Annotated in this window: 20 protein-coding genes, 1 pseudogene and 1 riboswitch; of the genes and pseudogenes, 5 read left to right on the forward strand and 16 right to left on the reverse strand. The window is 68.5% G+C overall.

Annotation, left to right across the window (positions count from 1 at the left end; genetic code table 11):
• Positions 1 to 122: 122 nt before the first annotated feature.
• Both EV671_RS17060 and EV671_RS17065 read left to right on the forward strand, forming a co-directional pair.
• Positions 123 to 362 carry a ribbon-helix-helix domain-containing protein gene (locus EV671_RS17060; RefSeq protein ID WP_132573912.1) on the forward strand — a complete coding sequence of 80 codons (240 nt, stop codon included), beginning with the start codon at positions 123 to 125 and terminating at the stop codon, positions 360 to 362.
• Positions 362 to 779: pseudogene (locus tag EV671_RS17065) on the forward strand (putative toxin-antitoxin system toxin component, PIN family). The gene EV671_RS17060 and the pseudogene EV671_RS17065 overlap by 1 nt, the downstream one beginning before the upstream one ends.
• 106 nt (positions 780 to 885) lie before the next feature.
• On the opposite strand, the gene EV671_RS17070 reads toward EV671_RS17065, so the two are convergent.
• The 11 genes from EV671_RS17070 to cobM are packed head-to-tail and all read right to left on the reverse strand — an operon-like array spanning position 886 to position 9,642.
• Positions 886 to 1,239, reverse strand: coding sequence for a (2Fe-2S) ferredoxin domain-containing protein (locus tag EV671_RS17070; protein ID WP_132573914.1), 354 nt, complete (start codon positions 1,237 to 1,239; stop codon positions 886 to 888).
• A 22-nt stretch (positions 1,240 to 1,261) separates the two neighbouring features.
• A complete protein-coding gene (gene cobJ, locus EV671_RS17075) occupies positions 1,262 to 2,251 on the reverse strand; it encodes a precorrin-3B C(17)-methyltransferase (protein WP_132573916.1) in 990 nt (329 codons plus the stop codon).
• On the reverse strand, positions 2,251 to 2,907 hold the full coding sequence (locus tag EV671_RS17080; protein WP_132573918.1) for an energy-coupling factor ABC transporter permease: 657 nt from the start codon (positions 2,905 to 2,907) through the stop codon (positions 2,251 to 2,253). Before EV671_RS17080 ends, cobJ begins: the two co-directional genes overlap by 1 nt.
• A 12-nt stretch (positions 2,908 to 2,919) precedes the next feature.
• Positions 2,920 to 3,345: a cobalamin biosynthesis protein gene (locus EV671_RS17085; protein WP_132573920.1), complete on the reverse strand. Its 426-nt coding sequence runs from the start codon at positions 3,343 to 3,345 to the stop codon at positions 2,920 to 2,922.
• Positions 3,342 to 4,112, reverse strand: a complete 771-nt coding sequence (locus tag EV671_RS17090) for a cobalamin biosynthesis central domain-containing protein (RefSeq protein ID WP_132573922.1) — start codon at positions 4,110 to 4,112, stop codon at positions 3,342 to 3,344. Before EV671_RS17090 ends, EV671_RS17085 begins: the two co-directional genes overlap by 4 nt.
• The gene (gene cobI, locus EV671_RS17095) at positions 4,109 to 4,918 is read right to left on the reverse strand and encodes a precorrin-2 C(20)-methyltransferase (RefSeq protein ID WP_132573924.1); all 810 of its coding nucleotides are present in this window, start codon (positions 4,916 to 4,918) and stop codon (positions 4,109 to 4,111) included. The genes EV671_RS17090 and cobI overlap by 4 nt, the downstream gene beginning before the upstream one ends.
• A complete protein-coding gene (cbiE, locus tag EV671_RS17100) occupies positions 4,915 to 6,219 on the reverse strand; it encodes a precorrin-6y C5,15-methyltransferase (decarboxylating) subunit CbiE (protein WP_132573926.1) in 1,305 nt (434 codons plus the stop codon). Before cbiE ends, cobI begins: the two co-directional genes overlap by 4 nt.
• Positions 6,212 to 7,318 carry a cobalt-precorrin-5B (C(1))-methyltransferase gene (locus tag EV671_RS17105; RefSeq protein WP_132573928.1) on the reverse strand — a complete coding sequence of 369 codons (1,107 nt, stop codon included), beginning with the start codon at positions 7,316 to 7,318 and terminating at the stop codon, positions 6,212 to 6,214. Before EV671_RS17105 ends, cbiE begins: the two co-directional genes overlap by 8 nt.
• A complete protein-coding gene (locus tag EV671_RS17110) occupies positions 7,315 to 8,022 on the reverse strand; it encodes a precorrin-8X methylmutase (RefSeq protein WP_277592410.1) in 708 nt (235 codons plus the stop codon). Before EV671_RS17110 ends, EV671_RS17105 begins: the two co-directional genes overlap by 4 nt.
• On the reverse strand, positions 7,979 to 8,851 hold the full coding sequence (locus EV671_RS17115; protein ID WP_132573930.1) for a sirohydrochlorin chelatase: 873 nt from the start codon (positions 8,849 to 8,851) through the stop codon (positions 7,979 to 7,981). The genes EV671_RS17110 and EV671_RS17115 overlap by 44 nt, the downstream gene beginning before the upstream one ends.
• On the reverse strand, positions 8,848 to 9,642 hold the full coding sequence (cobM, locus tag EV671_RS17120; RefSeq protein WP_132573932.1) for a precorrin-4 C(11)-methyltransferase: 795 nt from the start codon (positions 9,640 to 9,642) through the stop codon (positions 8,848 to 8,850). Before cobM ends, EV671_RS17115 begins: the two co-directional genes overlap by 4 nt.
• A gap of 240 nt (positions 9,643 to 9,882) precedes the next feature.
• Positions 9,883 to 10,117, reverse strand: a riboswitch (cobalamin riboswitch).
• A 272-nt stretch (positions 10,118 to 10,389) separates the two neighbouring features.
• Here cobM and EV671_RS17125 point away from each other — a divergent pair.
• The 3 genes from EV671_RS17125 to EV671_RS17135 are packed head-to-tail and all read left to right on the forward strand — an operon-like array spanning position 10,390 to position 14,933.
• Complete coding sequence (locus tag EV671_RS17125) at positions 10,390 to 10,941, forward strand: ECF-type sigma factor (protein ID WP_132573934.1); 552 nt, start codon at positions 10,390 to 10,392, stop codon at positions 10,939 to 10,941.
• 48 nt (positions 10,942 to 10,989) lie between these two features.
• On the forward strand, positions 10,990 to 13,971 hold the full coding sequence (locus EV671_RS17130; protein ID WP_132573936.1) for a serine/threonine-protein kinase: 2,982 nt from the start codon (positions 10,990 to 10,992) through the stop codon (positions 13,969 to 13,971).
• 53 nt (positions 13,972 to 14,024) lie between these two features.
• On the forward strand, positions 14,025 to 14,933 hold the full coding sequence (locus EV671_RS17135) for a PEP-CTERM sorting domain-containing protein (protein ID WP_132573938.1): 909 nt from the start codon (positions 14,025 to 14,027) through the stop codon (positions 14,931 to 14,933).
• A gap of 1 nt (position 14,934) precedes the next feature.
• On the opposite strand, the gene EV671_RS17140 is transcribed toward EV671_RS17135, so the two are convergent.
• Genes EV671_RS17140 through EV671_RS17160 form a run of 5 tightly spaced genes read right to left on the reverse strand, consistent with a single transcriptional unit; the run spans position 14,935 to position 22,505 of the window.
• On the reverse strand, positions 14,935 to 15,819 hold the full coding sequence (locus EV671_RS17140; RefSeq protein ID WP_132573940.1) for an efflux RND transporter periplasmic adaptor subunit: 885 nt from the start codon (positions 15,817 to 15,819) through the stop codon (positions 14,935 to 14,937).
• A complete protein-coding gene (locus tag EV671_RS17145) occupies positions 15,816 to 17,852 on the reverse strand; it encodes a preprotein translocase subunit SecA (protein WP_132573942.1) in 2,037 nt (678 codons plus the stop codon). The genes EV671_RS17140 and EV671_RS17145 overlap by 4 nt, the downstream gene beginning before the upstream one ends.
• Positions 17,849 to 19,996, reverse strand: coding sequence for a hypothetical protein (locus EV671_RS17150; protein ID WP_132573944.1), 2,148 nt, complete (start codon positions 19,994 to 19,996; stop codon positions 17,849 to 17,851). The genes EV671_RS17145 and EV671_RS17150 overlap by 4 nt, the downstream gene beginning before the upstream one ends.
• Positions 19,993 to 21,870 (reverse strand): RND family efflux transporter, encoded by a 1,878-nt coding sequence (locus EV671_RS17155; RefSeq protein ID WP_132573946.1) that lies wholly within the window; start codon positions 21,868 to 21,870, stop codon positions 19,993 to 19,995. The genes EV671_RS17150 and EV671_RS17155 overlap by 4 nt, the downstream gene beginning before the upstream one ends.
• A gap of 5 nt (positions 21,871 to 21,875) precedes the next feature.
• A complete protein-coding gene (locus EV671_RS17160; RefSeq protein WP_132573948.1) occupies positions 21,876 to 22,505 on the reverse strand; it encodes a hypothetical protein in 630 nt (209 codons plus the stop codon).
• Positions 22,506 to 22,525 lie beyond the last annotated feature (20 nt).

A 22,525-nucleotide genomic window follows, 5' to 3' on the forward strand; every position in this document is an offset into this window, starting at 1 on the left:
GGCCAGTCGCCTCAGCAAGGGATCCGGTTTTCGGGGGGCAAGGTCACAGTGATGGCGATAAGGTGCATAAACACACAAGCACTCAAGCACTCAAGCACTCAAGCACCGTATTGGAGGGCAATATGAACACCGTTCGCTGGAACATCGCCGTGTCGCCGGACGTAGATCAGTCCGTGCGCATGTTCATCGCCGCGCAGGGCGGCGGCCGCAAGGGCGACTTGTCGCGCTTCATCGAGGAAGCTGTGCGCGCCTACCTGCTGGAGCGCGCCGTCGATCAGGCCAAGACGGCTGCTACCAGCATGAGCGAAACCGAATTGATCGACCTCATCGACGAGGCTGTGCAATGGGCGCGTGAGCACTGATGCGCGTAATCCTTGACACCAACGTTCTGCTCGGCGCGCTGATTTCGCCCCATGGGCCACCCGATGCGATCTATCGCGCCTGGCGCGCGGCGCGCTTCGAGCTGGTGACATCGGCGGCACAGCTCGACGAGCTGCGGCGGATGAGCCGCTACCCCAAGCTCAAGACCATCTTGCCCGCGCACCGCGTCGGCACGATGGTCAACAGCATGCAGCGCGCCATCGTTTTGGCGCAACTGCCGCCGCTGCCGGATGGCATCGAGGCGAATGATCCGAACGATGCGTTCCTGCTGGCGATGGCCATGGGCGGCGACGCCGACTACCTGGTGACGGGCGACCGCCGCGCCGGGCTGCTGCAACGCGGCAGCATTGGGCGCGCGCATCGTCACGCCGGCCACCTTCTGCGCCGAGGCGCTTTGAGCCATGCCGGTCAGCTTCCTGTCCATCACGCAACGGGAACGCTACGGCCGTTACCCAGACACGCTTTCCGGCGAAGAACTGGCGCGCTACTTCCACCTGCCGTCCATCAGCGGTCATCGGCGCCCCCCGGTCCCTGGTGGAAGACGAGGTCCTCGACGACCCGGCCACCGACCAGATGTTGTTCGACGATGCGCGCCATATTGGCCGGCGTGACGTTGTAGTACCAGGTGCCGTCGGGCTGCACGCACATCACCGGGCCACCCTTGCAGGCGGCGAAGCAGTTGACGCGGCTCCGCTTGACGCGGAGTTCGCCCTCATGGAGCCCGGCGGCCTTGAAGCGCTCGCCCAGGCTGTCGAACAAGGCCTGGGATTCGCCATCCTGGGTGCAGCGCGGGCCGGTGCAGACGAGCAGGTGGCGGCGGTAGCCGGAAATCTTGGGTTTCTGGACAGGTTCGGTCATGGCGGTTGCGGGCCGGTTCTGTTCAACGCTCGTCTGCGTCCTCGGCACCGACGGGCTCGACGGCGCCGTCCATCGGTTCGGCCAGCGTCGCGGCGATGTAGTCCTCGGGCAGGTCGTGCTCGCACGCCAGCTCGGCCACGGAGCGGCCCGCGTCGACCTGCTCGCGCAGCGCGTGCAGCCAGCCCAGCAGGCCGGTGGACAACGAGCGCCCTGGCTTCTCGCCATCGCGCGTCTCGCCGCCCTGCGCGAGCCCGTCGTACTTGTTCGCGTAGCCGCGCGGCGTCACCATCAGCCCGTTGCGCAAAAACGTGCTGCTGTTGCCGATCAGCACGGTGCTGAGCATGCCGATGTCCTGCTCGCTCATCTGGTCCAGCGTCGTGAAGACGAGGTTCTGGCGACGCCGGTAGGCGCTCTTGACGATGGCCACGGGGGTATCCGCGCGCCGATGCCGCAGGAACAGACGCTGCGCCTCGACGATCTGGCGCGTGCGCCGACCGCTCTTGGGGTTGTAGAGCGCGACGACAAAGTCCGCCCGCGCGACCGCATCGAGCCGGCGCGCGATGACGGGCCAGGGCGTCAGCAGGTCGCTCAGCGAGATCGCGCAGAAGTCGTGCGTTAGCGGCGCGCCGACGAGAGCCGCGCAGGCGTTGAGTGCGGATGCACCCGGCACGATCTCGACCTGCACCGCATCGTCTGGCGTCCAGCCGGCCTGGAACAGCACTTCGTAGGTCGGGCCGGCCATGCCATAGACGCCGGCGTCACCGGACGAGATCAGCGCGACCTTCTTGCCTTCGCGCGCGGCCTCCAGCGCGCTGACCGCCCGGTCCAGCTCCTCGGTCATGCCCTTGCGCACGACCTCCTTGCCCTCGAGCAGGTCAGCCACGAGCTTGATGTAGGTCACATAGCCGACGACGACGTCGGCCTCGGCGATCGCGCTGCGCGCGCGCGCCGTCATGTGCTCGACGCTGCCGGGGCCGATGCCCACGAGCGTGATCTTGCCGGCCGCGGACATCAAGCCGCCAGTCCGGCGCGCCTGCACCAGCCCTCATCGAATGCCAGCGCCACGAGGGCACGGCCGCCACTCGAGCGCAGCCTGCCGCCCAGCGCCACCAGGCCGATCGTCATGAGCGGCTCCACCGCCACAAGCAGTAGGTAGGAGGCGGCAAACGTCGCCCAGCCGGCCAGCGGTGCGGCCACCGTGCTGATGGACAGCCAGAAGCCCACCATCAGCGTGACACCGGCGTAGTAGAGAGCGTCCAGCTTGACGACGTTGGCCACCGTCAGGCGCTGCAGCCTGCGGCCGAGTGTGTGGTGCACGAGGACAAGCGGCAGCCCGAGGCTGAGGAAGTTCACCGCCAGATGGACCATGTCCTGCGGCTCGAACAGCAGCGCCTGCAGCAGCAGACCCAGGCCGAAGCCGAACAGCGTGGGCACGAAGCCGAACAGCAGGTAGGCCGGCATTGCGCCGACCAGGTGCAGCTCGGACGGGCCGACAGGTAGATGCCAGGCCTGCATCAGCAGCGAGAAGAAGAAGGCAGCCAACGCGGTGCGCAGCCACAGCACCGGCTGCTTCAGCAGGGCCGGCGCATGGGCCGCCAGCAGCGCGCTCGCGCCCGCGGCCGCCAGCGCCAGCTTGGGCGATGTCAGGATGCCGATTTCGATGTGCATGAAAAGTCTCCTTCAGGGGTTGATGAGGACAGGGAAAGTTGGGGCGGCGCAGCGCGCCACCGACACGGTGGCGTGGCGGCCGTCGCCGCCGCGGAGCTTGTGTTTCTCGACCAGCAGCGCCGACGTATCCGCCGCGCCGGCGGCCAGCAGCGCGGCCGCCTCGCTGACCGAGGGCGTGCCGGTGTGGCGGCGCACGGTCTCCGACGGGTTGGGCACGGCCACTGCGGCCAGTTGCTCGGGCGCGTAGAAGCGCAGCAGCCAGCCGTGCCGGGCGGCCAGCGCGAGCAGGCCCGGCTCGTCGGCCTTGAGGTTGATGCTCGCGGCCGCGGCGACGTCGCCGAGCTGCGCGCCAGCCCGCGCCAGCGCCTCGCCGACGGCGTGCTCGAGCGTCTGCGCCGGCGTGCCGCGATCGCAGCCCAGGCCGAGGGCGACCTTCATCGCGCCGCCTCCGCGGCTGCGCGCGGCGGCCGGTAGACCACCAGCCGCTCGTGCAGGCGCTGCCACAGGGCCGGCGGCACTTCGGCATGGGTGACCCACAGCACGGCCGCATAGCGGTCCAGGTCCACCGCGTCGAAGCGCTCGAAGCGGTGGATGTTGGCCGGCAGCGGCGTCGGCCGCGTCCACCAGTGCGGGCTGCCCGCCTCCTGCACGAAGGCCACCGGCTCCTCGTTGACGACGGCGGCCGACACGCGCGTGATGTTGAGCTTGGGGGCCTCGACGGTCCAGCCGAGCTCGCGGCCGAGGATGTCCACCGGGATGGTCTTGCCGACGTCGGACGCCGTCGTCAGCACCGGCACGGCGCCGAGCAGTGCGGCCACCGTCTCGGCGCAGGCGTTGGCGCCGCCGACATGGCCCGACAGCACCGGGATCACGAACTGGCCGGCGTCGTCGACGACCAGCACGCCGGGGTCCTCGTCTTTGCTCTTCAGATGCGGCGCGATCAGCCGCACGACGGCGCCGAGCGACACGAAGAAGACGATCTGATCGTGGCTCGCAAACAGCCCGGCGATTTCATCCTTGAACGGCCCGGTGTAGGCCCAGACCTCGTTGGGCAGGCCCTGCATCGCGTCGGCGAACTTCGCGGCCACGCAAACGCGCGCTCGCGGCAGCGCGCGCGCCAGGGCCGCGGCCTGCTGCGCGCCATGCTTGGTGATGGCCACCAGCACGATGCGCACCGGTCCGGTCTCGTGGCGGGGCTCGTTCATTGCACCGTCTCCTCGGCCGGCAGCGGCCCGGTTTTCTTCAGGCATCCGCGGATGCGATCGCCGCGCACGCGCCGTGGGTTGGCCACGAGCAGCAGGGACAGATAGCTGAGCTTGGTCCCGCGCAGGTCCAACATGTCGCGGCCGCGCAGCACGCGCTCGTCGGGCGCACCGCAGCGCTCGACGAAGGCGGCTCCGTCCAGCAGCCCGCGCGCCAGCAGCCAGTCGAGCAGCTCGTCGACGAGGGGCTTGACCTTCAGCAGCACCAGCGTGTCGAAGTCGTCGAGCAGCCGGTCGAGCGCGGCCACGCCATAGGCAGCGGGCACGATGGCCACCGTGTCGTCCTGCTCAGCCAGCGGCCGGCCCACGCCGGCGCAGGCCGCAGTGAACGCGTTGACGCCGGGCAGCACCTGGATTTCGACGCGCCCGTCCAACGCGCGCACGGTGCGCGCGAGATGGCCGAAGGTGGCGTAGGTGCTGGCGTCGCCCTCGACGAGGAAGAGCACGTCGCGGCCGGCCTGCAGCAACGGCAGCACGGCCTCGGCGGCGCGCAACCAGGCGCGCGACAGCTTCTCGCCGTCATGGGTCATCGGGAACAGCAGGCAATGGTGCTCGCCCGGCGGCGCCAGGCCCGCGCGCTGCACGATGTCGAAGGCATAGCTCGGAGTCTTCGTGCTTCGCGCCGGATAGGTCCAGACCGTGTCGCGGCGCTCGAGCTGGGCCCAGGCGGCGCGCGTGATCAGCCCCGGGTCGCCGGGGCCCAGGCTGACGCCGACGAGCCGGCCCATGCGCGTGACGGCACCGCTCATCGCGCGCCCTCCTTGGCGGCGCAGACGATCCACACCGGGTTCTCGGCCGCCAGCCGGTGCATGTGCAGGATGGGCTTGCTGCGCGAGGCCTGCAGCATGACGACGTCCCAGGCCGCGCCGAGCTGCTGCAGCGCCGCGGTCGCCGCCGCGAGGTTCTCCAGCGTCACGAAGTTCATCACGAGCTGGCCGCCCGGCCGCAGCCGCCGCAGGCACTGCGCGACGAGTTCGGCCAGCTCGCCGCCCGAGCCGCCGATGAAAACGGCGTCCGGGTCCGCCCAGCCGTCCAGCAGCTCGGGCGCCTTGCCGTGCGCCAGCGTGTGGTTGCTCAGGCCCATCGCGGTGCGGTTGCGCGCGGCGATCGCGATGTCGTCGGCGTTCTTCTCGATCGCGTAGACATGGCCGGCCGGGCACAGCCGCGCGGCCTCCAGGCCGACGGCGCCGGAGCCGGCGCCGATGTCCCAGACGACGCTGTCCTCGCGCAGCTGCAGCCGCGCCAGCGACACGGCGCGCACCTCATGCTTGGTGATGAGCCCCTTGTCCGGATGGCGCTGCTCGTAGCTGGCGTCGGGCAGACCGAAGCGCACAGGCCGCGCCACGGCGGCGCTGCGCCACAGCAGCAGCACGTTGGGGTCGGCGAAGCGCTGCGCGGCAGCCTCGGCCGCACTCAGGCCGGCGACGATGCGCTCGCCGGGCTGCAGCAGCCGCTCGGCCACGGCAAGCTGGAAGTCGTCGGCCAGGCCTTCGGCGAGCAGCAGCCGCGCGACGCGGTCCGGCGTGTTGGCCGGGCTGGTCAGCACGGCCAGGCGCTCGTGGCAGCGCAGCGCCTGGGCCAGGGCATAAAGGCCGTGCCGTGGATCCGCGCCGACGGCCCATTCGCCCGCGTCCTTCGCATGGATGCTGACGATCTTCAGCTCCTGCGAGACCAGGCCGACGCGCGCACAGGCGAGCTGGATCGTGGACAGATTGGGCAGCACCTCGATCGCATCGAGGCAGAGCTGCATCGCCAGATAGCCGGCGATGCCGTGGCAGAGCGGGTCGCCGGTGGCGAGCACGACGCTGCGCCGGCCGGCGGCCTGGGCCGCGCGCACGGTCTCGGCGACGGCACCCAGGCCGGCGATCTCGTGGCGCTGGGCCTCGGGCGAAAGCTCGGCCTCAAGCAGCGCGAGCGTGCGGCGCGCACCGATGACGACGTCGGCCTCGGCCAGGCTGCGCAGCGCCGCGGTACCGAGGCTGGCGGCGCCATCGTCGAGCACGCCGACGATGCGGCAGCGCGGCGGACGCGGGTTGGCGGAATCAGTCATCGGACGAGGCCTCGGCAATCTTGTGTCCATCGAAGTCGCAGACCAGCACATCGAGGCGGAAGCGCCCCGGGTAGCGGCCCATCACGGTGCTGACGACCTTGCGCGCCAGCGCGGCGTGGAAGGCGTCGACCAGGCCGAGGGCCTGCATGCGCTCGGCCGCGAAGCGCGCCGTCTCGGCCGCCGCGATCGCGCGGCATTCTTCGGCCGGTGCGCCGATACCGGCGGCGAGCTCGGCCAGCAGCGCGGTGTCGACCTCGGCGCGGTTCGCGTGCGTGATCGTCTCGCCCTGTGCGATCTTGGTCAGCTTGCCAACCATGCCGCCGATGACGACGCGCCGCAGCTTGGCGCGCACCGCCGCGTCGAGCGCATAGCGCAGGAAGTCGCCCATCTGCACGAAGCAGGCCTCGGGCAGGCCGGGCAGCTCGGCGATCGCGAACTTCTCGGTGCGCCCGCCCGTCGTCAGCACAACGGTGCCCGCGCCGGTGCTGGCGGCCACCTCGACGCCCTGCACGACGCTGGCCCGGTAGGCCGCGGTGCTGTAGGGCTTGACGATGCCGGTCGTGCCGAGGATGGAGATACCGCCGAGGATGCCGAGCCTTGCGTTCAGCGTCTTCCTCGCCATCTCGATGCCCTGCGGCACCGAGATCGTCACCTCCAGGCCGTCGCGGGCCAGCAGCGCGGCGCCGGCCTCGCGCACGTTGTCCTCGATGTTGCGGCGGGGCACCGGGTTGATCGCCGGGCCGCCGACCTCCAGGCCCAGGCCGGCCATCGTCACGGTGCCGACGCCGAAGCCGCCGAGCAGCAGCAAGGCCTCGGCCTGGCCCGGCAGGCGCCGTACGTCGGCGGTGAGGTGGGCCTTGTCGGTGCAGTCCGGGTCGTCGCCCGCGTCCTTGATGACCATTGCGTGCGCCGTGCCGGCGTCGCAGCGGCCGTCGTGCACGTCAAAGCGCACGCGCTGGCCGTTCGGTAGCAGCGCCTCGACCGCGTCGGGCACGCGGCCCTCGACGAGGCCGAGCACCGCCGCCCGTGCTGCGGCGGCCGAGCAGGCGCCGGTCGTGAAGCCGGTGCGCGTGCCGCGCTTGACAGTCTTCTCCATCATGAGGACGTCCTTTCCTCCTCGCGCTCGCGCGTCTCGGCCAGACCCAGCAGCGCGTGCAGCGCCGCGACGACCAGCGTCGAGCCGCCCTTGCGGCCGTCGATGACGATCCAGGGCACCTCTGTCAGCTCGGCGGCCAGCGCCTTGGACTCGGCCGCCGACACGAAGCCGACCGGCAGGCCGACGATCAGCGCGGGCCGCGCGCCCGCTTCGCGCACCAGCCGCACCAGCTCGATCAGCGCCGTTGGCGCGTTGCCGATGCCGACGATGGCACCGTCCAGCAGGCCCAGGCGCTGCGCCTTGCGCATCGCCTGCACGGCACGCGTCGTGTCCGCGGCCTGGGCCGCAGCGATGACGTCCGCGTCGGCGATGAAATGGTGCGTCGCCAGCCCGAAATGCGCGAGGCGCGGCGCCGACAGGCCGACGCAGATCATCTCCACGTCGGCGACGATGCGGCTGCGCCGCGAGCGCAGCGCCGCGATGCCAGCCGCGACGGCACCGGGGTGAAAGCGCGTGAGGCCGTTGAAGTCGAAGTCGGCGTTCGCATGGATCATGCGCCGCACAACGGGCCACTGCTCGGCACTGTAGGCATGCGGCCCGGCCTCGCGGTCGATGGTCGCGAAGCTGTCGTGCTCGATGGCCTGGCCAGCGCGCGTGAGCTGCTCAGTGACCGGCGTGAGCATGGTCGTGGTGGTCGCTAGGGTCATGATGGACGTGGTCGTGGCCGTGGTGGTGGCCCTGCCAGCGCGCGGCCGCGTCGTCGACAGGCACGGCGGCCAGCGTGCCGCGCAGCAGGCCGCCGACGCGCTCGGACAGCAATGCGGTGACCTCGGGCTCGAAGCCGAAGTAGGAGCCCAGCGCGAAGCGCACCTGCGGGTACTGCTGCCGCAGGTGCTCGACCTGGCGGCCGATGCGCGCGATCAGCGTGCCGGTGAACAGGTAGTAAGGCAGGACGACGATCTGGCGCATGCCCAACGCCACCTGGCGCTGCACGACGCGCTCGAGTCGAGGCCAGGCGATGCCCGTGAAGGCCAGGTCCACCAGCTCGTGATCGGCCTCCTCGAACAGCCAGCGCGCCATGCGCGCCATCTCGCCATTGGCCTCGCGGCTGGAGGAGCCGCGGCCCAGCAGCACGATGCCGGTGCCGCTGGGATCGGGCATGTCCAGCGACTGCATGCAGCCCTTGAGCCGGCGCTTCAGGATCGCCAGGATGGGCTCGCAAACACCCAGGTGCGGCGCATAGTCGAAACGCACGCCCGGGTGGCGCTGGCGTGCACGGGCGATGTGCGACGGGATCTCGATGTTGACGTGGCCGGCCGCATTGAGGATCAGCGGCACGACGACGACGCGACGCGATCCGCGCGCCGCGAGGTCGAGTCCTTGCTCGACCTCGACGTCGGCGAACTCGATGAAACAAAGTTCCGTGCGCCACTGCGGATGGCGCTCGCGCCACTGCTCGGCGAAGCGCTCGATCTCGTCGTTGCCGGTCTTCTCACGCGAGCCGTGGCCCACTAGTAGGATGGTGTCCGGGTTCATGCGCTGGCCTTTCTGAAGCGATGGGTGAATGAGGCGTCGTAGAGCCTGGACTTGGCGAGCTCGGGCCAGCCACGGGCGCCGAGCGTGGGGCTGGCGATGACCATGGCCTGGCTGACGATGCCGGCCTCGCGGCACCGCTGCTTGATCGTCGCGAGCGTGCCGCGCACGATGCGCTCCTCGCCGGGCCAACTGGCCTTGTGCACGACGAGGACCGGCGCGTCGTCGGGCCAGCCGGCCTCGCGCAGCCCGACCTCGACCTTTTGCAGCAGCGTGATGGACAGGAAGATGCACAGCGTGCAGCGATGTGCTGCCAGCTCGCGCAGCGATTCGCCGGCCGGCATCGGTGTGCGGCCCTCGACGCGCGTGAAGATCGTCGTCTGCGTGACCTCCGGCAGCGTGAAGCTCTCCACCGCCGCCGCGGCCGAGGCCATCGCTGACGACACGCCGGGAACCACGGCGACCGGGATGCCGGCCGCGTCCAGCGGCTGCACCAGCTCGATCAGCGTGCCGTACAGCGCCGGGTCGCCGGTCTGAAGACGCAGCACGACTTCGTGGCGCGCCGCGCGTTCGATCAGCCAAGCACTCATCTGCTCGAGCGTCATGTCCTTGCTGTCGGCGATGTCGCAGCTGGCAGGCGCCCAGCGCATCGCTGCCTCGCTGACCAGCGAGCCCGCGTAGAGGATGGCGCCGGCGCGCTCGACCAGGCCGCGCCCCTTGACGGTGATGAGGTCGGGGTCGCCGGGGCCCGCGCCAACGAACCAGACGGTGCCGTACTTCGTCGCCGTGCTCATGTGCGCCCGCCCGGGGGCGCGGCAAAAAGTGCCGTCTTGAACGGTCTTGCCTGGCACAGGTCGACAACGCGACCCGACACGGAGCGCCCGCACCGATGCCCCATGGCCGGCACGGCATTCGACAGGGCCGGCCCACGGGCCGCCTTCGCCGCAAACATATTCATCAGGAAACTCACCAGACCGAACGGCCGCCTGCTTCCCCGCAGGAGTCCGCACAAAGGCATGCCGCGTCTTCGACGCCGCACACCCACCTCGTTGGCCGGTCTCCGGGCTGGCGAACATCTCGCGTGCCCCCTTCCCACGAGCATCACGCTCGCAGTGGGTGTCCTGCACACGACGAAGCCAAGGCTTCGTTCGCTTACCGTTGCGGGGGCAGCTCAGGTTGGATCTGTTCCGACGGAACGCGTCTTCCTGATTCCCGTTTCACTGCATTGGCCGAATAGCCGCTGCGAGCACCAACGTGAGGAGATCATAGCTTCAGGCTCGCGGAGGTTTCGGCGCCTAGGCGGCGGGCAAGTGCGGGCTGCATGTTGGCAGCCTCGCTGCCGGTAGCCCCGAAACTGCGAAAGCCAACCAACCTAAACTCATCCCCGCCCGGCGGGTTCCTGCTCCCTGCCCCCATCCTCAGCTCGTTGTTAGGTCGGTGGCTCAGATTCGCGTCGGTGCGGACGGCGGTGCAGCAATTCCTTGACGTCGCTTTGCGCAAGCGACCCATGCTGATAGGCTAGTTTGGCAAATGGTGACTTGATGAGCGAAATCACCGAATTGTTGAGGCGCGTCAACACGGGCGACACGAGCGCACGCGATTCGCTGTTCGCGTTGCTCTACCAGGATTTGCGAGAGCTCGCTCGGTCACGTTTGCGCAGGAGTGAGACCATCACACTGCTGGATACCACGTCGCTTGTACACGAGTCCTACCTGCGCTTCCTGAACGCGCGTGAACTCGACTTCGGTGGCCGTGGCAAGTTTTTCGCCTTCGCAGCCAGCGTGATGCGTTCCATCATCGTCGACGAGTTGCGCAAGCGCCATGCCCAGCGGCGCGGTGGCGTCGCCGTGCATGTCGAACTCGACGAGGAGTTGGCGGCCTCGCTCGCGCACGACGACATGCAGGTCGTGCGCGTCCATGAGGCGTTGGACGAACTGGCCACGCTCGATCCGCGCTTGACGCAGGTAGTCGAGATGCGGTTCTTTGCCGGTCTCAGCGAGGAGGAAATTGCGGACGCTCTGGGTGTCACTGATCGTACGGTGCGTCGTGACTGGGACAAGGCGCGCACGCTGCTCTATGGCGCACTCAAGTAGCACCCCTGCAGGGGCGGCGATGCCCTGCCGTCTGCGCCCTGGCCCGCCATGAGGCTGGACGCCGCCAACTGGCCCGTGCTGTCGGTCCTCTTCGACCAGGGACTGGATCTGCCGGCACCCGCGCGCGCCTGCTGGCTCGATGGCCTTGAGCCCGGGCAGCTTGAGCTGCGGCCCCTGCTGGAGCGCCTGCTGGCCGATCACTCGGAGATGCAGACGCGGAATTTCTTGGAGACACTGCCGCGCGTCTCCCTCGCTGAAGACCCTATCGATCCAATCGCAGCGCCTGGCCCCAGCGTTGGCCCCTACCGCCTTTTGCGCGAGATCGGGCGCGGTGGCATGGGCAGCGTCTGGCTGGCCGAACGGCATGACGGCCTGCTGAAGCGGCCCGTGGCGCTGAAGCTCCCGCATCCGGGACTCGCGACCTGCACCTTTTCTGAGCGTTTGGAGCGCGAGCGCGATATCCTCGCGTCGCTGGCCCATCCGCACATCGCCCGGCTTTACGACGCCGGCGTGAGTGCCGATGGCCAGCCTTACATCGCGCTCGAGTACGTCGATGGTCAGGCGATCACCGAGGCCTGCGACCTGCGGCGGCTCGGGCTGCGCGAGCGGATCGGGCTGTTCATGCAGGTGCTTGACGCGGTTCAGCACGCGCATGCGCATCTGGTGCTGCATCGCGACCTGAAGCCGTCGAATGTGCTGGTCGATACACAGGCTCAGGTGCGGCTACTTGACTTCGGACTCGCCAAGCTCATGGTCGAAGGTCAGGGTGCAGCGAGCGAGCTGACACTCGACGCAGGTCAAGCGCTGACGCCCGACTACGCGTCGCCCGAGCAGATCCTGGGTAAGCCCTTGGGCACGGCGAGCGACGTCTACTCGCTGGGCGTGCTGCTCTATGAGTTGTTGGCAGGGGTCCGGCCCTACCGACTGCTGCGGCCAGAGGGCGTATCGCTCGCCCAGGCGCTGCAGTCCATCAACGTGTCGCGGCCGAGTGCTGTGGTCACGCAGGGCGCCGCGGCGGCTCTCGGCATGACGGCCAGACAGTTGGCACGCGCGCTGCACGGCGACCTTGACACGATCATCCTGACGGCGCTGGCCCATGACGTCCCACGGCGCTATCCAAGCGCCGAAGCCCTGGGCGCGGACCTGGCGCGCTTCCTCGCGGGCAAGCCGGTGCTGGCTCGGCCCGAGGGCGCCTGGTACGTGGCGAAAAAGTTCATCGCCCGCCATCGCTGGGCCATGGGCTCGGGCTTGCTGGCGGCGACGGTCCTGACCGCAACCTCGGCCGTTGCGCTTTGGCAGGCCAGCGTCGCGCGTGAGCAGGCCGAAACAGCGCGTGCGGTGCAGGGCTTCCTAGAGGACATGCTCAAGCCCAACTCGCAGCGGCAAGCCGACCCGGTCAAGGCGCGCGAAGCGACGGCGCGCCAGCTGCTCGACCTCGCGGCGCAGCGCATAGACGCCAGCCTCGATACGGCGCCCCAAGCCAAGCTGAGGGTGCTCGACATCATCTCCCGCATGTACACGGACTTCCAGCTCCAGGCGTCGTCGGCGCACGCCCTGGAGCGCAAGCTCGCCTTGGAGCGAAAGCTGTACGCGCCCGGCGACGCGCGTCTGGTGGCGACGCTGTCTGATCTCGCAGACAGGGTGCGGTCCGACGACCGCGCGCGGGCGGCCAGCCTGCTGAGCGAGGCGGTCGCGATCGTCGATCAGCGCCGCGACGTCGACCCGGTGGTCAGCGCGGTGCTGCTGCGGCGCCAGTCCAACCTGCTGGAAACGAGCGACAAGCCCCGGGCGCTCGAACTCGCACGGCACGCCGTGACCCAGTTGCGCGGACTGCACAATCCCGAGGAGCTTATCGAGTCGCTGATGGCGCAGGGCTCCCTCGAAGGCAGGGTCGGCCACTCCGCGCAGTCGATCGCGGTACTGGAAGAGGCCTTGGCGCTGAGCCGCACGCAAGTTGAACTTAGGGCTTTGTACGCCGCGCGGCTCGGGGCCTATCTGGCGGAGGCACAGTATCAAGCGCAGCAGCCTGCCGCGGCGGAGGCCAGCTATCGACAGGCCTTTGCCGACGCTCGCCGCTATGCGGGTGACGACTCCCGGGACAGCCTACAGACCGAAAGGCGACTGGGCGAATTCCTGCGCTTGACTGGGCGGCCTGCGCAAGCCATCGAGGTGCTCGAGGATGCTCAGTTGCGCGCGCGCCGCGTCCGGGTGGCGGAGTGGGAATATGCGGTCACGGTGGCGTTTCTAGGCAGTGCCGAGGACGGCTATGGCCGCCTGGAGGAAGCATCGCGTGCGATAGAGCCCTTGCTCCATCAGCCGGGATACGCGCCCCAACTGCGCGCTCAATGGCTGACCACGCTGGCGCGAGTGAATCTGCAGCTCGGGCATTTCGCCAAGGCGCACGAAGCGCTTGATGAGGCCGCCGCCAGCCGAACCAATAGCGCCATGGCCCCGGGCGTGCTGAACGCCTACGTGAGCACCCGTGCCAGGTTGCTGCTGGCCGAGGGCCGCGTGGACGAGGCGCGCACATGGCTTGATCAGTTTTCCGTCACGCCGCCGACGGCCGAGAAGCTGCCCGATTCGTGGCTGCTCGCAACAACGGCGGCGGCCGAGGTCGCGCTTGCATCGGGCGATGCGGCGGCGGCCCTCGAACAAGCCCATGCGGTGAGCGCCCGTCTTGCTGCCGACCCACAGCGTGAATACCGTCGGTTCGAAGAGTTGCGCGCAGCCCTGGTCGAAGGCAAGGCATTGGCGGCGCTGTCGCGCTGCCCGCTGGCAATGCCCGTACTTCAGCGGGCGCTGGACATTGCCAAGGCCGCCCTCGACCCACAGCTCAGCCCGCTGCTGGCCGATGTGCAGATCGCGCTTGCGTCCTGCGAGCTGGACATGGGTGCTCGCGAGCGCGCCGCCGCGTTGCTTGCCGAAGCGCGCGCGGTACATGCCCGCCAGACCGACTTGGGGCCCCAGTACCGCCAACCGTTGGAGCGACTCGCGGCGCGGCTGCACGCACCGCAAGCTGCGGCGCACTGAAGGCGCTCGGCCATGCGCGGCGCACCTTCGCCGTGCGCGCCGACGAGACGCGCGTGCGGGTGTTCGATGGCGCCGATATTGCCAGCCACGCGTGCAGCTACGACGCGGGCGTGCAGATCGAGGACCCCGGGGCACGTCGACGCGCTGGAGCAGTACGAACGCCGTGCGCGCTGACACCGCGGTGTCGACCGGTCTCTTGCGCGGCGCCGGCTGCTTCGAAGCTGCTGGCGAAGGCCGCCGAGCGAGGCGAGAACCTGGGCTCCATCACCGCGGCGCTGCTGCGGCTGCTCGACCGCTACGAGGCGTCGGCGCTGCGGGCGGCCTCTTCGGCGCCAAAGCTGCTCAACAACGTTGGTCGCTGCTCAGTCCAGCATGACCACGAGCTGCTCGCCGTGCAGTCCCGACCGCGAACCCGCGCCGAAATGGATTTCGCAGGTCTGACGACGTACTCGGTCTCGCTTGCCGGCAAGCTGGCGGCCAATGATCAAGGCTCGGCCTACGATTCGTGGCAGTTGGTGACCGATCTGGGAAACGGCGAAATCGGAAAGTCGGGCTATTTGTTTGGCAACGGCCCCTATGCACAGACCAAGGGGTACGTGGGCGACCCCTTCGGTACTTATCGCCAGACTGTGTTTCTGCAGACTGGGTCTGCAACCCTGCTTCAAATCTCGCTGAAAGGCTTCGCCGTAGGTCAGTACTACATCGGTTCAGGCACGCCCTACGCCTCGTTCGGCTTGGACCATTCGCTGTATTGGTCGGGCATCGACAGCGTGTCGATCAACGGCACGCCGCAGGCCGGCTACACGGTCAGTTCCGAGTCGGGGGGCAACTATGCGCAATCCTTCGTGCCGACGGGTGCGGCGGTACCGGAACCCGCCACCTGGGCGTTGTCGCTTGTCGGTTTGTGCGCGTTGATCGTGGGGGTCGGGCGATCGCGACATGCCGATGTTCCAGAAAAGTGAATCAGAGTCCCTTAAGGCTTGCGCGGCAGCGGAGGCCCCCAATCAGTGCGTCGGTCGGGTTCGGCACGTCCATATGCACCTGAAACGTTCCACTGGCTGCGTCGATGACCTTGTCGACCTGGGTTACGACTGCGTTGCGCAGATCCTGCGCCGGCTGTTCTACGAAGACGTCGCCACGCATGCCGATCTTTACCTTGGGGTAGAGGGACGCTGACAGCAGGAGCTTCACGCGGAGCGGGTTGACTTGCGCCAGCTTGAGGATGTAGGGCTTGTTTTCGCCGACCTCCGCAAGCTCCCCTGCATGCAAGACCTGATCGACGACGACGCCGTCGATCGGGCTTTGCATGAACCGTTGACCGAGCTGCGCCGCGGCATAGGCCAGCTCGAGTTTCGCGACTATGCGGGCCTCATTGGCAATGACCGCGTCGGCCTGAGCTATCGCATATTCGCTGGCTGCGTCGTCACGATCCTGGACCGAGATGTAGTTGCTCTGAGCCAGGTCGGTTCGCCTTCGCAGCTTGTTCGACGCAAACTCCATCCGACTCGTCGCGGACTTGAGCGGCCCCTCCATCTGTGCTTTGAACCGGGCCAGGTCCACTGCTGCGCGCTCGACGCTCGAGACCAGGGTCACCAGGGGGGTGCCGTGCCGGACGATGCCGCCACGCTCCGCGTGGACGCGCTCGATCAGGGCGGTGACTGGACTGCGAATCTCCAACGTCAGTGAAGGTTCCAGCAGACAATCAAAATCGCCCATGCGTGCGGCGGCGTTCGCTGCGCCCATCGGTGTGGCCAGGCCAACCATCGTGGCCAGCGCGAGCACCGGCAACCGCAGCTGGCGGCCGGCATCTGGAATCTTTTGCGTTGCGGGCGATGGAGACTTGTTCATTCCGCGACTCCCGTGAAAGCCAGCAGTGCCAGCAGTTGTTGATCCTGCTTCACCGTGAGGCTGCGCTGGCGCTCAGCGGCGCGCTGTGCTCGGTGCTGGGTGATTCGGCGCAACCAGCCGACGACCGGTTGGGGTGAGGGGCCGATGGGCCAAATCCTGCGGACCCAGGCGGCCTCGCGGGGGGCATGCATTCCGACCTGCTCGTCCTCCAGTGACGTGATCGATCGGCACGATCCCGGATCTCCCTGGCGCGCGCAACGCCCTAAGAGCTGGCGGTCGATGCGCTTGGACTCGTGCCATTCGGTCAGCACCACGTGCAAGCCGCCGGACTCGACAACGGCCGGCTCCAGCGCGATGTCGGTGCCACGTCCGGCCATGTCGGTGCAGACCGTGACGGCGCCGCGGCGCCCAGCCCGAGCGACCAGTTCGGCTTCATTGGCGTCGTTCAATGCGTCCAACACGCGGTGGGCGATTTCGGCGGTCTCCAGCGCCTGACTCAATGTGCGCGACGAGGCGATGGAGGCGGTTCCGACCAGCACCGCCTGCCCCGCGGCAAGCCGCAGCCGAATTTCGCGCACGACTGCGGCGTTTCTCGACGCGCAATCCGGCCAGAGCTGGGGCGGCAGCGTCCGGCGACGGCATGGCCGGTTCGGCGCCACCCGTTCGGTCTGCAGCCCGTAGCTTGTACGGAGTTCCGGGGCGACTTCGCGCAGAGTTCCGCTCATGCCGGCCAGTCGCAAATACCGCGTGAAGAAGCGCTGGCTGGTGATTCGGGCTAGGGTGTTGTTCGTCCCGCTCGGGGTCAGGCCTTCCTTGGTTTCGACGAGCTGATGCAACCCCTGCTCCCAGCTGCGATCTGGCAGCAAGCGGCCCGTCGACTCGTCGACGATGACGACCCGGCCCTCGCGCACGATGTAGTGCCGGTCGCGATGCAGCAGGTGCAGAGCTCGCAAGGCCTGGCTCATGATCCGCTCGCGTGCCCAGGGTAGGGCCCAGACCGGCTTGACCTCGTCCGACGCGCTCTGGACTGCTTCATGGGCATGGTCATGCAGTCGTTCCCGACCGATGTCGGTCAGCTGGATCTCGCGCGTTGCGGTTCGATGCCTGAATTCCTCGCCGTGGCGCATGCCCGCGGCCAAGTCGAGCAAGTCGCGGTAGATCGAATCGTTGGCCGCCGGGTCCATTGCTGACGCGATGACCATGGGTGTGCGTCCTTCGTCAATCAGGACGCTGTCAGCCTCGTCGACGATTGCGAAATGAAGTCCCCGTAGGCGCACGAGGTTTCCGCTCGCCGACGACCGCCAGTAAGGCTGCATGGCCAGTTGCGCTGGGCTGCGCGCCTCGCGCACCGACATTCGATCCCGGAGGTAATCGAACACGAGCTCCTTGTTCGTGCAATAGGTGATCGGCTGCGAATACGCCGACGGACGCTGCGCCTGCGGGACGCCGGCATGAACGAGCCCAACCCCAAGACCGAAGTAGTCGAAGAGAGGTTGCATCGCGCGTGCATCTCGCTCGGCCAGGTAATCGTTGACTGTCACCACATGCGTTGGCACGCCGGCCATGGCCGACACGCATGCCGCCAGGGCCGCAGCCAGAGTTTTGCCCTCGCCGGTGTCCAACTCGACCAGACGGCCCCGCAACAGACAAACCGCTGCATCGCGCTGTGGTGGATGCGGCGTCCAACCGAGCACGCGGTGCGCGGCGACACAGGTGGCGGCCAGCGCGGTCGAGGTCGCTGCGACGTTGGCGGCATCGCCGTGCCTGAAGGCAGGACCGGCGGCGGCATGTGCAACAGCTCGCAGCGCATCGTCGCTCCACCGATTGAGGCTCGCGATTTCCGAGTTCAGCCGCGCTGCGATCTCCTTGTCCTTGCCGGGCCACCTCGGGAGACGCGTTGCCCAGGATCGCGCCCATCGATCCAGAGTCGCCTCTTGGTTCGCACGCCGTTCGGGGAACGGTGTCCGCGCCAGCTCGATGCCAGGGGGGGGCCACCCTCCGCGCAGTTCATCTGCAATCGTGTCGCCCGTCATGCCTTGAACTCCGACAGGAATAGCACGCGAAGGCCGTGCCACAGACGCCAGGCCAGCGGGCGCCACCGGTGCTCGAAGCGAACGCTCACGCGGCTGCCGACGAAGCGATAGGGGAACGCTGCTGGCAGAGCCAGCTCGTACTCGAAGTGGGACAGCAATGAGCGGCGGCCGTCGCCGGCACGCGGATCGGTCGGCGAATCGCCACCGCTTGAACGTCCCAGAGCTGCACTCGGCAGATCGTTCGATGCCGAGGGCAGGGCGCGAACAATCCTGGCCGACCAGGAGCGTCCCGGCTCGGCCGCGAGACGCAGTTCGACATGCCGTGCGTCGTCGCGCACGAATTCCGCCTCGGACTGATCAACGACCACGCGCGCAAGCGGCGCCTGGTCCGGGATCACATACCCCAGGATTTCACCCTGCCGGACACGGCGCCCGAGCAGGTCGTCGCCAGCGCTCAGCGAGAGCCGGCCCGCCGTCTGTGTGCGCACGTTGAGCGCCGCGACGCGATCCAGGGCATCCCTGTTCTGGGCCATCTGGCTGACGAGTGCACTGCGTAAAGGTTCGGCCCGAACCGGATCGATCAGCAAGGTGGCCTGGTAGCGTGCGCGCGCGCCCTCCTCGCGGGCCTGAAGCTGTTGCGCATGCGCGGCGAGCGCGGGGTCGGCCAGAGTCACGACTCGTTGTCCAGCCTCAACCCATGAGGCATCCGCATCGTGCACGCCGACGATGAAGCCCGCTTGAGGGGCCCGCAGCAGAGCGCGGTCAGGCAGCCACAGCACGCCTTCGGCCTGCGTGTGATGGGGCAGCGGTACCGCAAGCACAGCGACCAGAGCCAGTGCTGCCGCAGACAGCCGCCAGTGCAGGCCTGGAACGCGGCTCTCGCCAAGCATATTTCGCAGGGCCACCGTGCCGCGCCACAGAGGCAGCCCGATATTCGCCCCCACGCTCCATATTGCAATGAAGGTGCCGACGGTCGGATACCGGACGGATACGTAGAGCGCGATCGACGAGGTCACGACCAGCCGGTACGCGAACGAGAGAGGCGCATAGGCCACGAACCAAGGGGCCTCGCCCGCTGCGCGGACCGGCGATGTTGAGGCACGCTGCAACACGATGCGCTCGAACAGCCAACCCCAGTAGCGGGTCGAGCGCTGTGCAAGGTTCGGGATGGCCAGCGCATCCGCCAGGATGAAATAGCCGTCGTAGCGCATCAGCGGGTTGGCATTCAAGATCACGGTTCCGACGCTCGCAAGTACTGCGACGTCGTACGCAATCGCCTTGGCGAGGCCCGGTTCCATCCAGAGCCATAGATAAAACGCGGCCGCACCGATCACGAGCTCCACTGTGATGCCTGCGGCGCCAACCAGCACGCGATCGCGCCGGCGCGCAAACACCCAAGCGCTGGACGTGTCGACGTACGGCACCGGTACGAAGAGCAGGAACATCAGCCCCATCTCGTGCACGGCCCCGCCGCGAAGCTTGCAGGCGACGCCATGCCCGATCTCGTGCAGCAGTTTCAACAGCGGGTAGATCAGGCCCATCAGCAGCAGACTGTCGAGGGCCAGGCTGCGCTCGACGAAATTCCGGCTTAGCTCCGTCCAGTGCAACAGCGCCAGCCCAAACGCGGGAGCCACCCACGCGATCCACAGCAGTGCAGCGTTTCGACCCAGGCCGGGCGAGAGGCCCCGGGTCAGGCGATCGAGGAAGCGATCGGGATCGACCAGCGACCAGCGCATCGACAGCGGATTCATGTACCGCTGCCAGCGTCGCTGCGCGGCTTGTACACGCCGGCGCCGGGCCTGTTCGTCCAGATCCGGTAGCCCGTCACTGCCCAGCAAATCCAATGCATGCAATTGACCCAGCAACTGCAGCAACTCGTCCTGGCTCGGAGCTTCCTCGTCCTCCGCCAACAGCCCGTGCCAGACCTCGTGGAGTGATCGGTGGCCGTCCAGGCGGCCGATCACGCGGCCCGCGCGCTGATCGAACCGGTGGTAGCGTCCATTCAGGCGATCCTCGAGCACGCACCAAGGCTGGCCGCGGTATTCGATGACATGCGCACGAATGTGATCGCGCAGCCGTGGCGACAGCGCCTGGGCTCGATGCCAATGGCCGGCCTCGGGCAGCGGGGGCGTGACGTTGCTCATAAGCCCCAACTCCACGCACCAAAACGCACACCGTCGATCAGGCGGTGCAGGGCCACCCACAGCAGGCTGCGTCGCCCGGTGATGACGCGCCCGACGCCCTCCATGCCGGGCAGGACGCCCGCGGTGCGTTGCGAGACATCCGCCTCGACGCGGAACGCGTTGCGGCCCTCCTCGGCCTGGGCCACCGGTGACACCTTGCTGACCCGAATCGAGAAGCGCTCGCCAGGCAGGCCGACGAAGACGACCTCCCCGGTCATGCCCTGGGTCACCCTGGCCACGTCGCGCTCGTCGACATGCAGCACCACGCGCCATCCGCTTGTCGGTGCGACTTCGAATAACACTTTGCCCTGCTCGACTGGTGCGCCGATCTGCTGCGACAGATCACCCTTGACGATCAAGCCGTCCAAAGGCGACGTGATCACCGCTCGGGCGAGCCGATCCTGCGCCAAGTCGTGTGCGGCCCCAGCTTCGTCGCGCTCGGCCTCGGCGACACGCACAGCCACGGCTTCGCCGCGTGCCAGGGCCTCCTGCAGCTTGCGTTCGGCTACCTCGGCGGCGGCACGTGATCGCGACTCTTCCAACTGCAGGTCGCGATCATCCATACGGGCGAGGATGTCACCCCGGCGCACTGAGTCGCCTGGCTTCATCGGCGCTTCGATCACATAGCCATCGAAGGGCGCGACCGCTGATCGCTGGACCCGGCCTTCGACCGTTGCGGGTGCACTGACGCGGTCGTCAACGGGCAGTACAGCGGCCAGTGCGAGGCCGAGCAGCGTCAAGCCCCCCAGCAATTTGAGTCCGGGGTGTCGAGGTCCGGCCATCATGCGTGCGGTCGAAGCCGCGCTGTCGAGCAGGTGCGCTCCGATCGACCGCCGCGCCCCCAGCTGGGCGCCCAGGCAGGGCGCGGCTGCGGCGGCGACGGCCATCGTGAACTGAACCAGATCAGCGTCAATCTCCCGATCAAAGTCGAGCAGCAGTGCGCCGACCGGGCCGGACGGGGTCGAGAGCGGCAGGACCAGGGCGGCGCGGGAGCCGGCCTCGCGGCAGTACTCGCGGACCACGGGGTCGGCCTGTTCGTTGCTCGACGTGTCCGAGGCGCCGCGCAGCGGTCGTTCATTGGCAAGGGCCGCGCGCATGGCCTCGCTGCCGCGTGCCAGCACGTTTGCGGTTCGGTCGAACCCGGCGCTGCCAGAGACCATCGCGAGGCGCAGGCGGCCGCGCGGACCTGGCCGCACGAGCCCGAGCATTGCCGTCCGGCAGGGCAGGGACTGCGCCAGGTGATTCACGACCCAGCGGGCCACATCGTCCGAGCGCTGCTCGGCGAGCATGCCCAGCAACAGGTCCTGCAGGAGGGCGAGGCGTTCGAGCCTTTGCCCGCGCTCGGCGAGCTCGCGCTGATCCGGCAGTGCAGCGAGCCAGCCCGCTCCCCAGTGCAGCAAGCGCATCGCCTGGCTCAGCGCCGCGTCGCCGCGCGCCGTCAGCTGGATTGCGACGACACCGAAGCTCGCGCTACCGACGGTCAGCGGGTAGGCGCATTGCACAGCCCCCTCCGCAGGTCGTGTCACGCCGCGGCCCTCGGAGAGTGCGGATTGCGCCACGTCGACCAGGACCGAGAGGTCGACCCCAGTACTCGGCCAGACCGCTGCCGGGGCGAAGCGCTCGGAATCACCGGTCTCGCGCAGCAATACCAGACCACAACGCGCCCCCCCCACCCACTCACAGAACAGGGCAAGCCAGGCCGTGCAAAGCTGTGCCGCACTCTTGGCGCTGCTGAGCTGTGACCAGAGATCCGCATGCGGCGGGATCTCGGCGCCCTCGGTGACCGGCCCCGGGTGCGCAACATTTGCCGCGGCGGCAAGCGTCTTGCGAGGCATTGGCGTTACCCCCGGCGTGGGCGCAGCCGCGTGCGCGACCAGAACAGCAGCCACAAGGCCGTCAGCGTGAGCCCCTGCACGGGAGCCTCGGGAATGCTGGCGATAGAGACGGAAGTCGTTGTCTGGACCTGGGGTGCCGTAGGCTGGAATCCGGTTTCGTCCGCCCAGCCGAGCGCCAGCGTCACCGGGCTGCTGACGCCCGCCGGGAATCCCGGCGCGAGATCGAAGGTGAAATCGACAGCCACGACGCCAGTCAGCGCGAGCGGCGGCAACGGGTTGAACGTCACGGGATCAAGCGCAAACCAAGTGGCGGTCAGCTGCGGGCTTCCCGGCTGCGCCGTGGACAAGATGCCGTAGCTGCTCAGCTGGGCAAGGGCATCAAAGGGGGCTCCGCCCTCGGTCTCGCTCGCACCCGTCAGCGAGAGCAGCGATGGATCCCAATCGAGCGAAAACTGGAAGCTGCTCATTTGCGTGAGGGCCCCGAAGTCGATGTCAAACACGACATCAACGGAGTGCCCGGGCACGCCGGTCACTGGCGTCGAGAGCGTAGGGGCTGCCCGAGCCGCCAGCGCAGAGGTGCAGAGCACCAGTGCGCCCAGGGTTCTGACAAGAAGCTTATCGATGATGGCCGTCATGTGGCCCTCCTGGGGTGAGA

Origin of the sequence: Roseateles saccharophilus (genome assembly GCF_004342485.1) — a bacterium.
Taxonomy (GTDB): Bacteria; Pseudomonadota; Gammaproteobacteria; order Burkholderiales; family Burkholderiaceae_C; genus Pelomonas; species Pelomonas saccharophila.

Bases quoted from the DNA above. Each gene is read 5' to 3' on its own strand.
- EV671_RS17145 (WP_132573942.1), bottom strand. From the start codon at position 17,852: ATGACGGGCGACACGATTGCAGATGAACTGCGCGGAGGGTGGCCCCCC.
- EV671_RS17070 (WP_132573914.1), bottom strand. From the start codon at position 1,239: ATGACCGAACCTGTCCAGAAACCCAAGATTTCCGGCTACCGCCGCCAC.
- cobM (WP_132573932.1), bottom strand. From the start codon at position 9,642: ATGAGCACGGCGACGAAGTACGGCACCGTCTGGTTCGTTGGCGCGGGC.
- cobJ (WP_132573916.1), bottom strand. From the start codon at position 2,251: ATGTCCGCGGCCGGCAAGATCACGCTCGTGGGCATCGGCCCCGGCAGC.
- EV671_RS17140 (WP_132573940.1), bottom strand. From the start codon at position 15,819: ATGAACAAGTCTCCATCGCCCGCAACGCAAAAGATTCCAGATGCCGGC.
- EV671_RS17160 (WP_132573948.1), bottom strand. From the start codon at position 22,505: ATGACGGCCATCATCGATAAGCTTCTTGTCAGAACCCTGGGCGCACTG.
- EV671_RS17115 (WP_132573930.1), bottom strand. From the start codon at position 8,851: ATGAACCCGGACACCATCCTACTAGTGGGCCACGGCTCGCGTGAGAAG.
- EV671_RS17155 (WP_132573946.1), bottom strand. From the start codon at position 21,870: ATGCCTCGCAAGACGCTTGCCGCCGCGGCAAATGTTGCGCACCCGGGG.
- EV671_RS17060 (WP_132573912.1), top strand. From the start codon at position 123: ATGAACACCGTTCGCTGGAACATCGCCGTGTCGCCGGACGTAGATCAG.
- cobI (WP_132573924.1), bottom strand. From the start codon at position 4,918: ATGAGCGGTGCCGTCACGCGCATGGGCCGGCTCGTCGGCGTCAGCCTG.
- cbiE (WP_132573926.1), bottom strand. From the start codon at position 6,219: ATGACTGATTCCGCCAACCCGCGTCCGCCGCGCTGCCGCATCGTCGGC.
- EV671_RS17150 (WP_132573944.1), bottom strand. From the start codon at position 19,996: ATGAGCAACGTCACGCCCCCGCTGCCCGAGGCCGGCCATTGGCATCGA.
- EV671_RS17130 (WP_132573936.1), top strand. From the start codon at position 10,990: ATGAGGCTGGACGCCGCCAACTGGCCCGTGCTGTCGGTCCTCTTCGAC.
- EV671_RS17080 (WP_132573918.1), bottom strand. From the start codon at position 2,907: ATGCACATCGAAATCGGCATCCTGACATCGCCCAAGCTGGCGCTGGCG.
- EV671_RS17105 (WP_132573928.1), bottom strand. From the start codon at position 7,318: ATGATGGAGAAGACTGTCAAGCGCGGCACGCGCACCGGCTTCACGACC.
- EV671_RS17110 (WP_277592410.1), bottom strand. From the start codon at position 8,022: ATGACCCTAGCGACCACCACGACCATGCTCACGCCGGTCACTGAGCAG.
- EV671_RS17125 (WP_132573934.1), top strand. From the start codon at position 10,390: ATGAGCGAAATCACCGAATTGTTGAGGCGCGTCAACACGGGCGACACG.
- EV671_RS17090 (WP_132573922.1), bottom strand. From the start codon at position 4,112: ATGAACGAGCCCCGCCACGAGACCGGACCGGTGCGCATCGTGCTGGTG.
- EV671_RS17085 (WP_132573920.1), bottom strand. From the start codon at position 3,345: ATGAAGGTCGCCCTCGGCCTGGGCTGCGATCGCGGCACGCCGGCGCAG.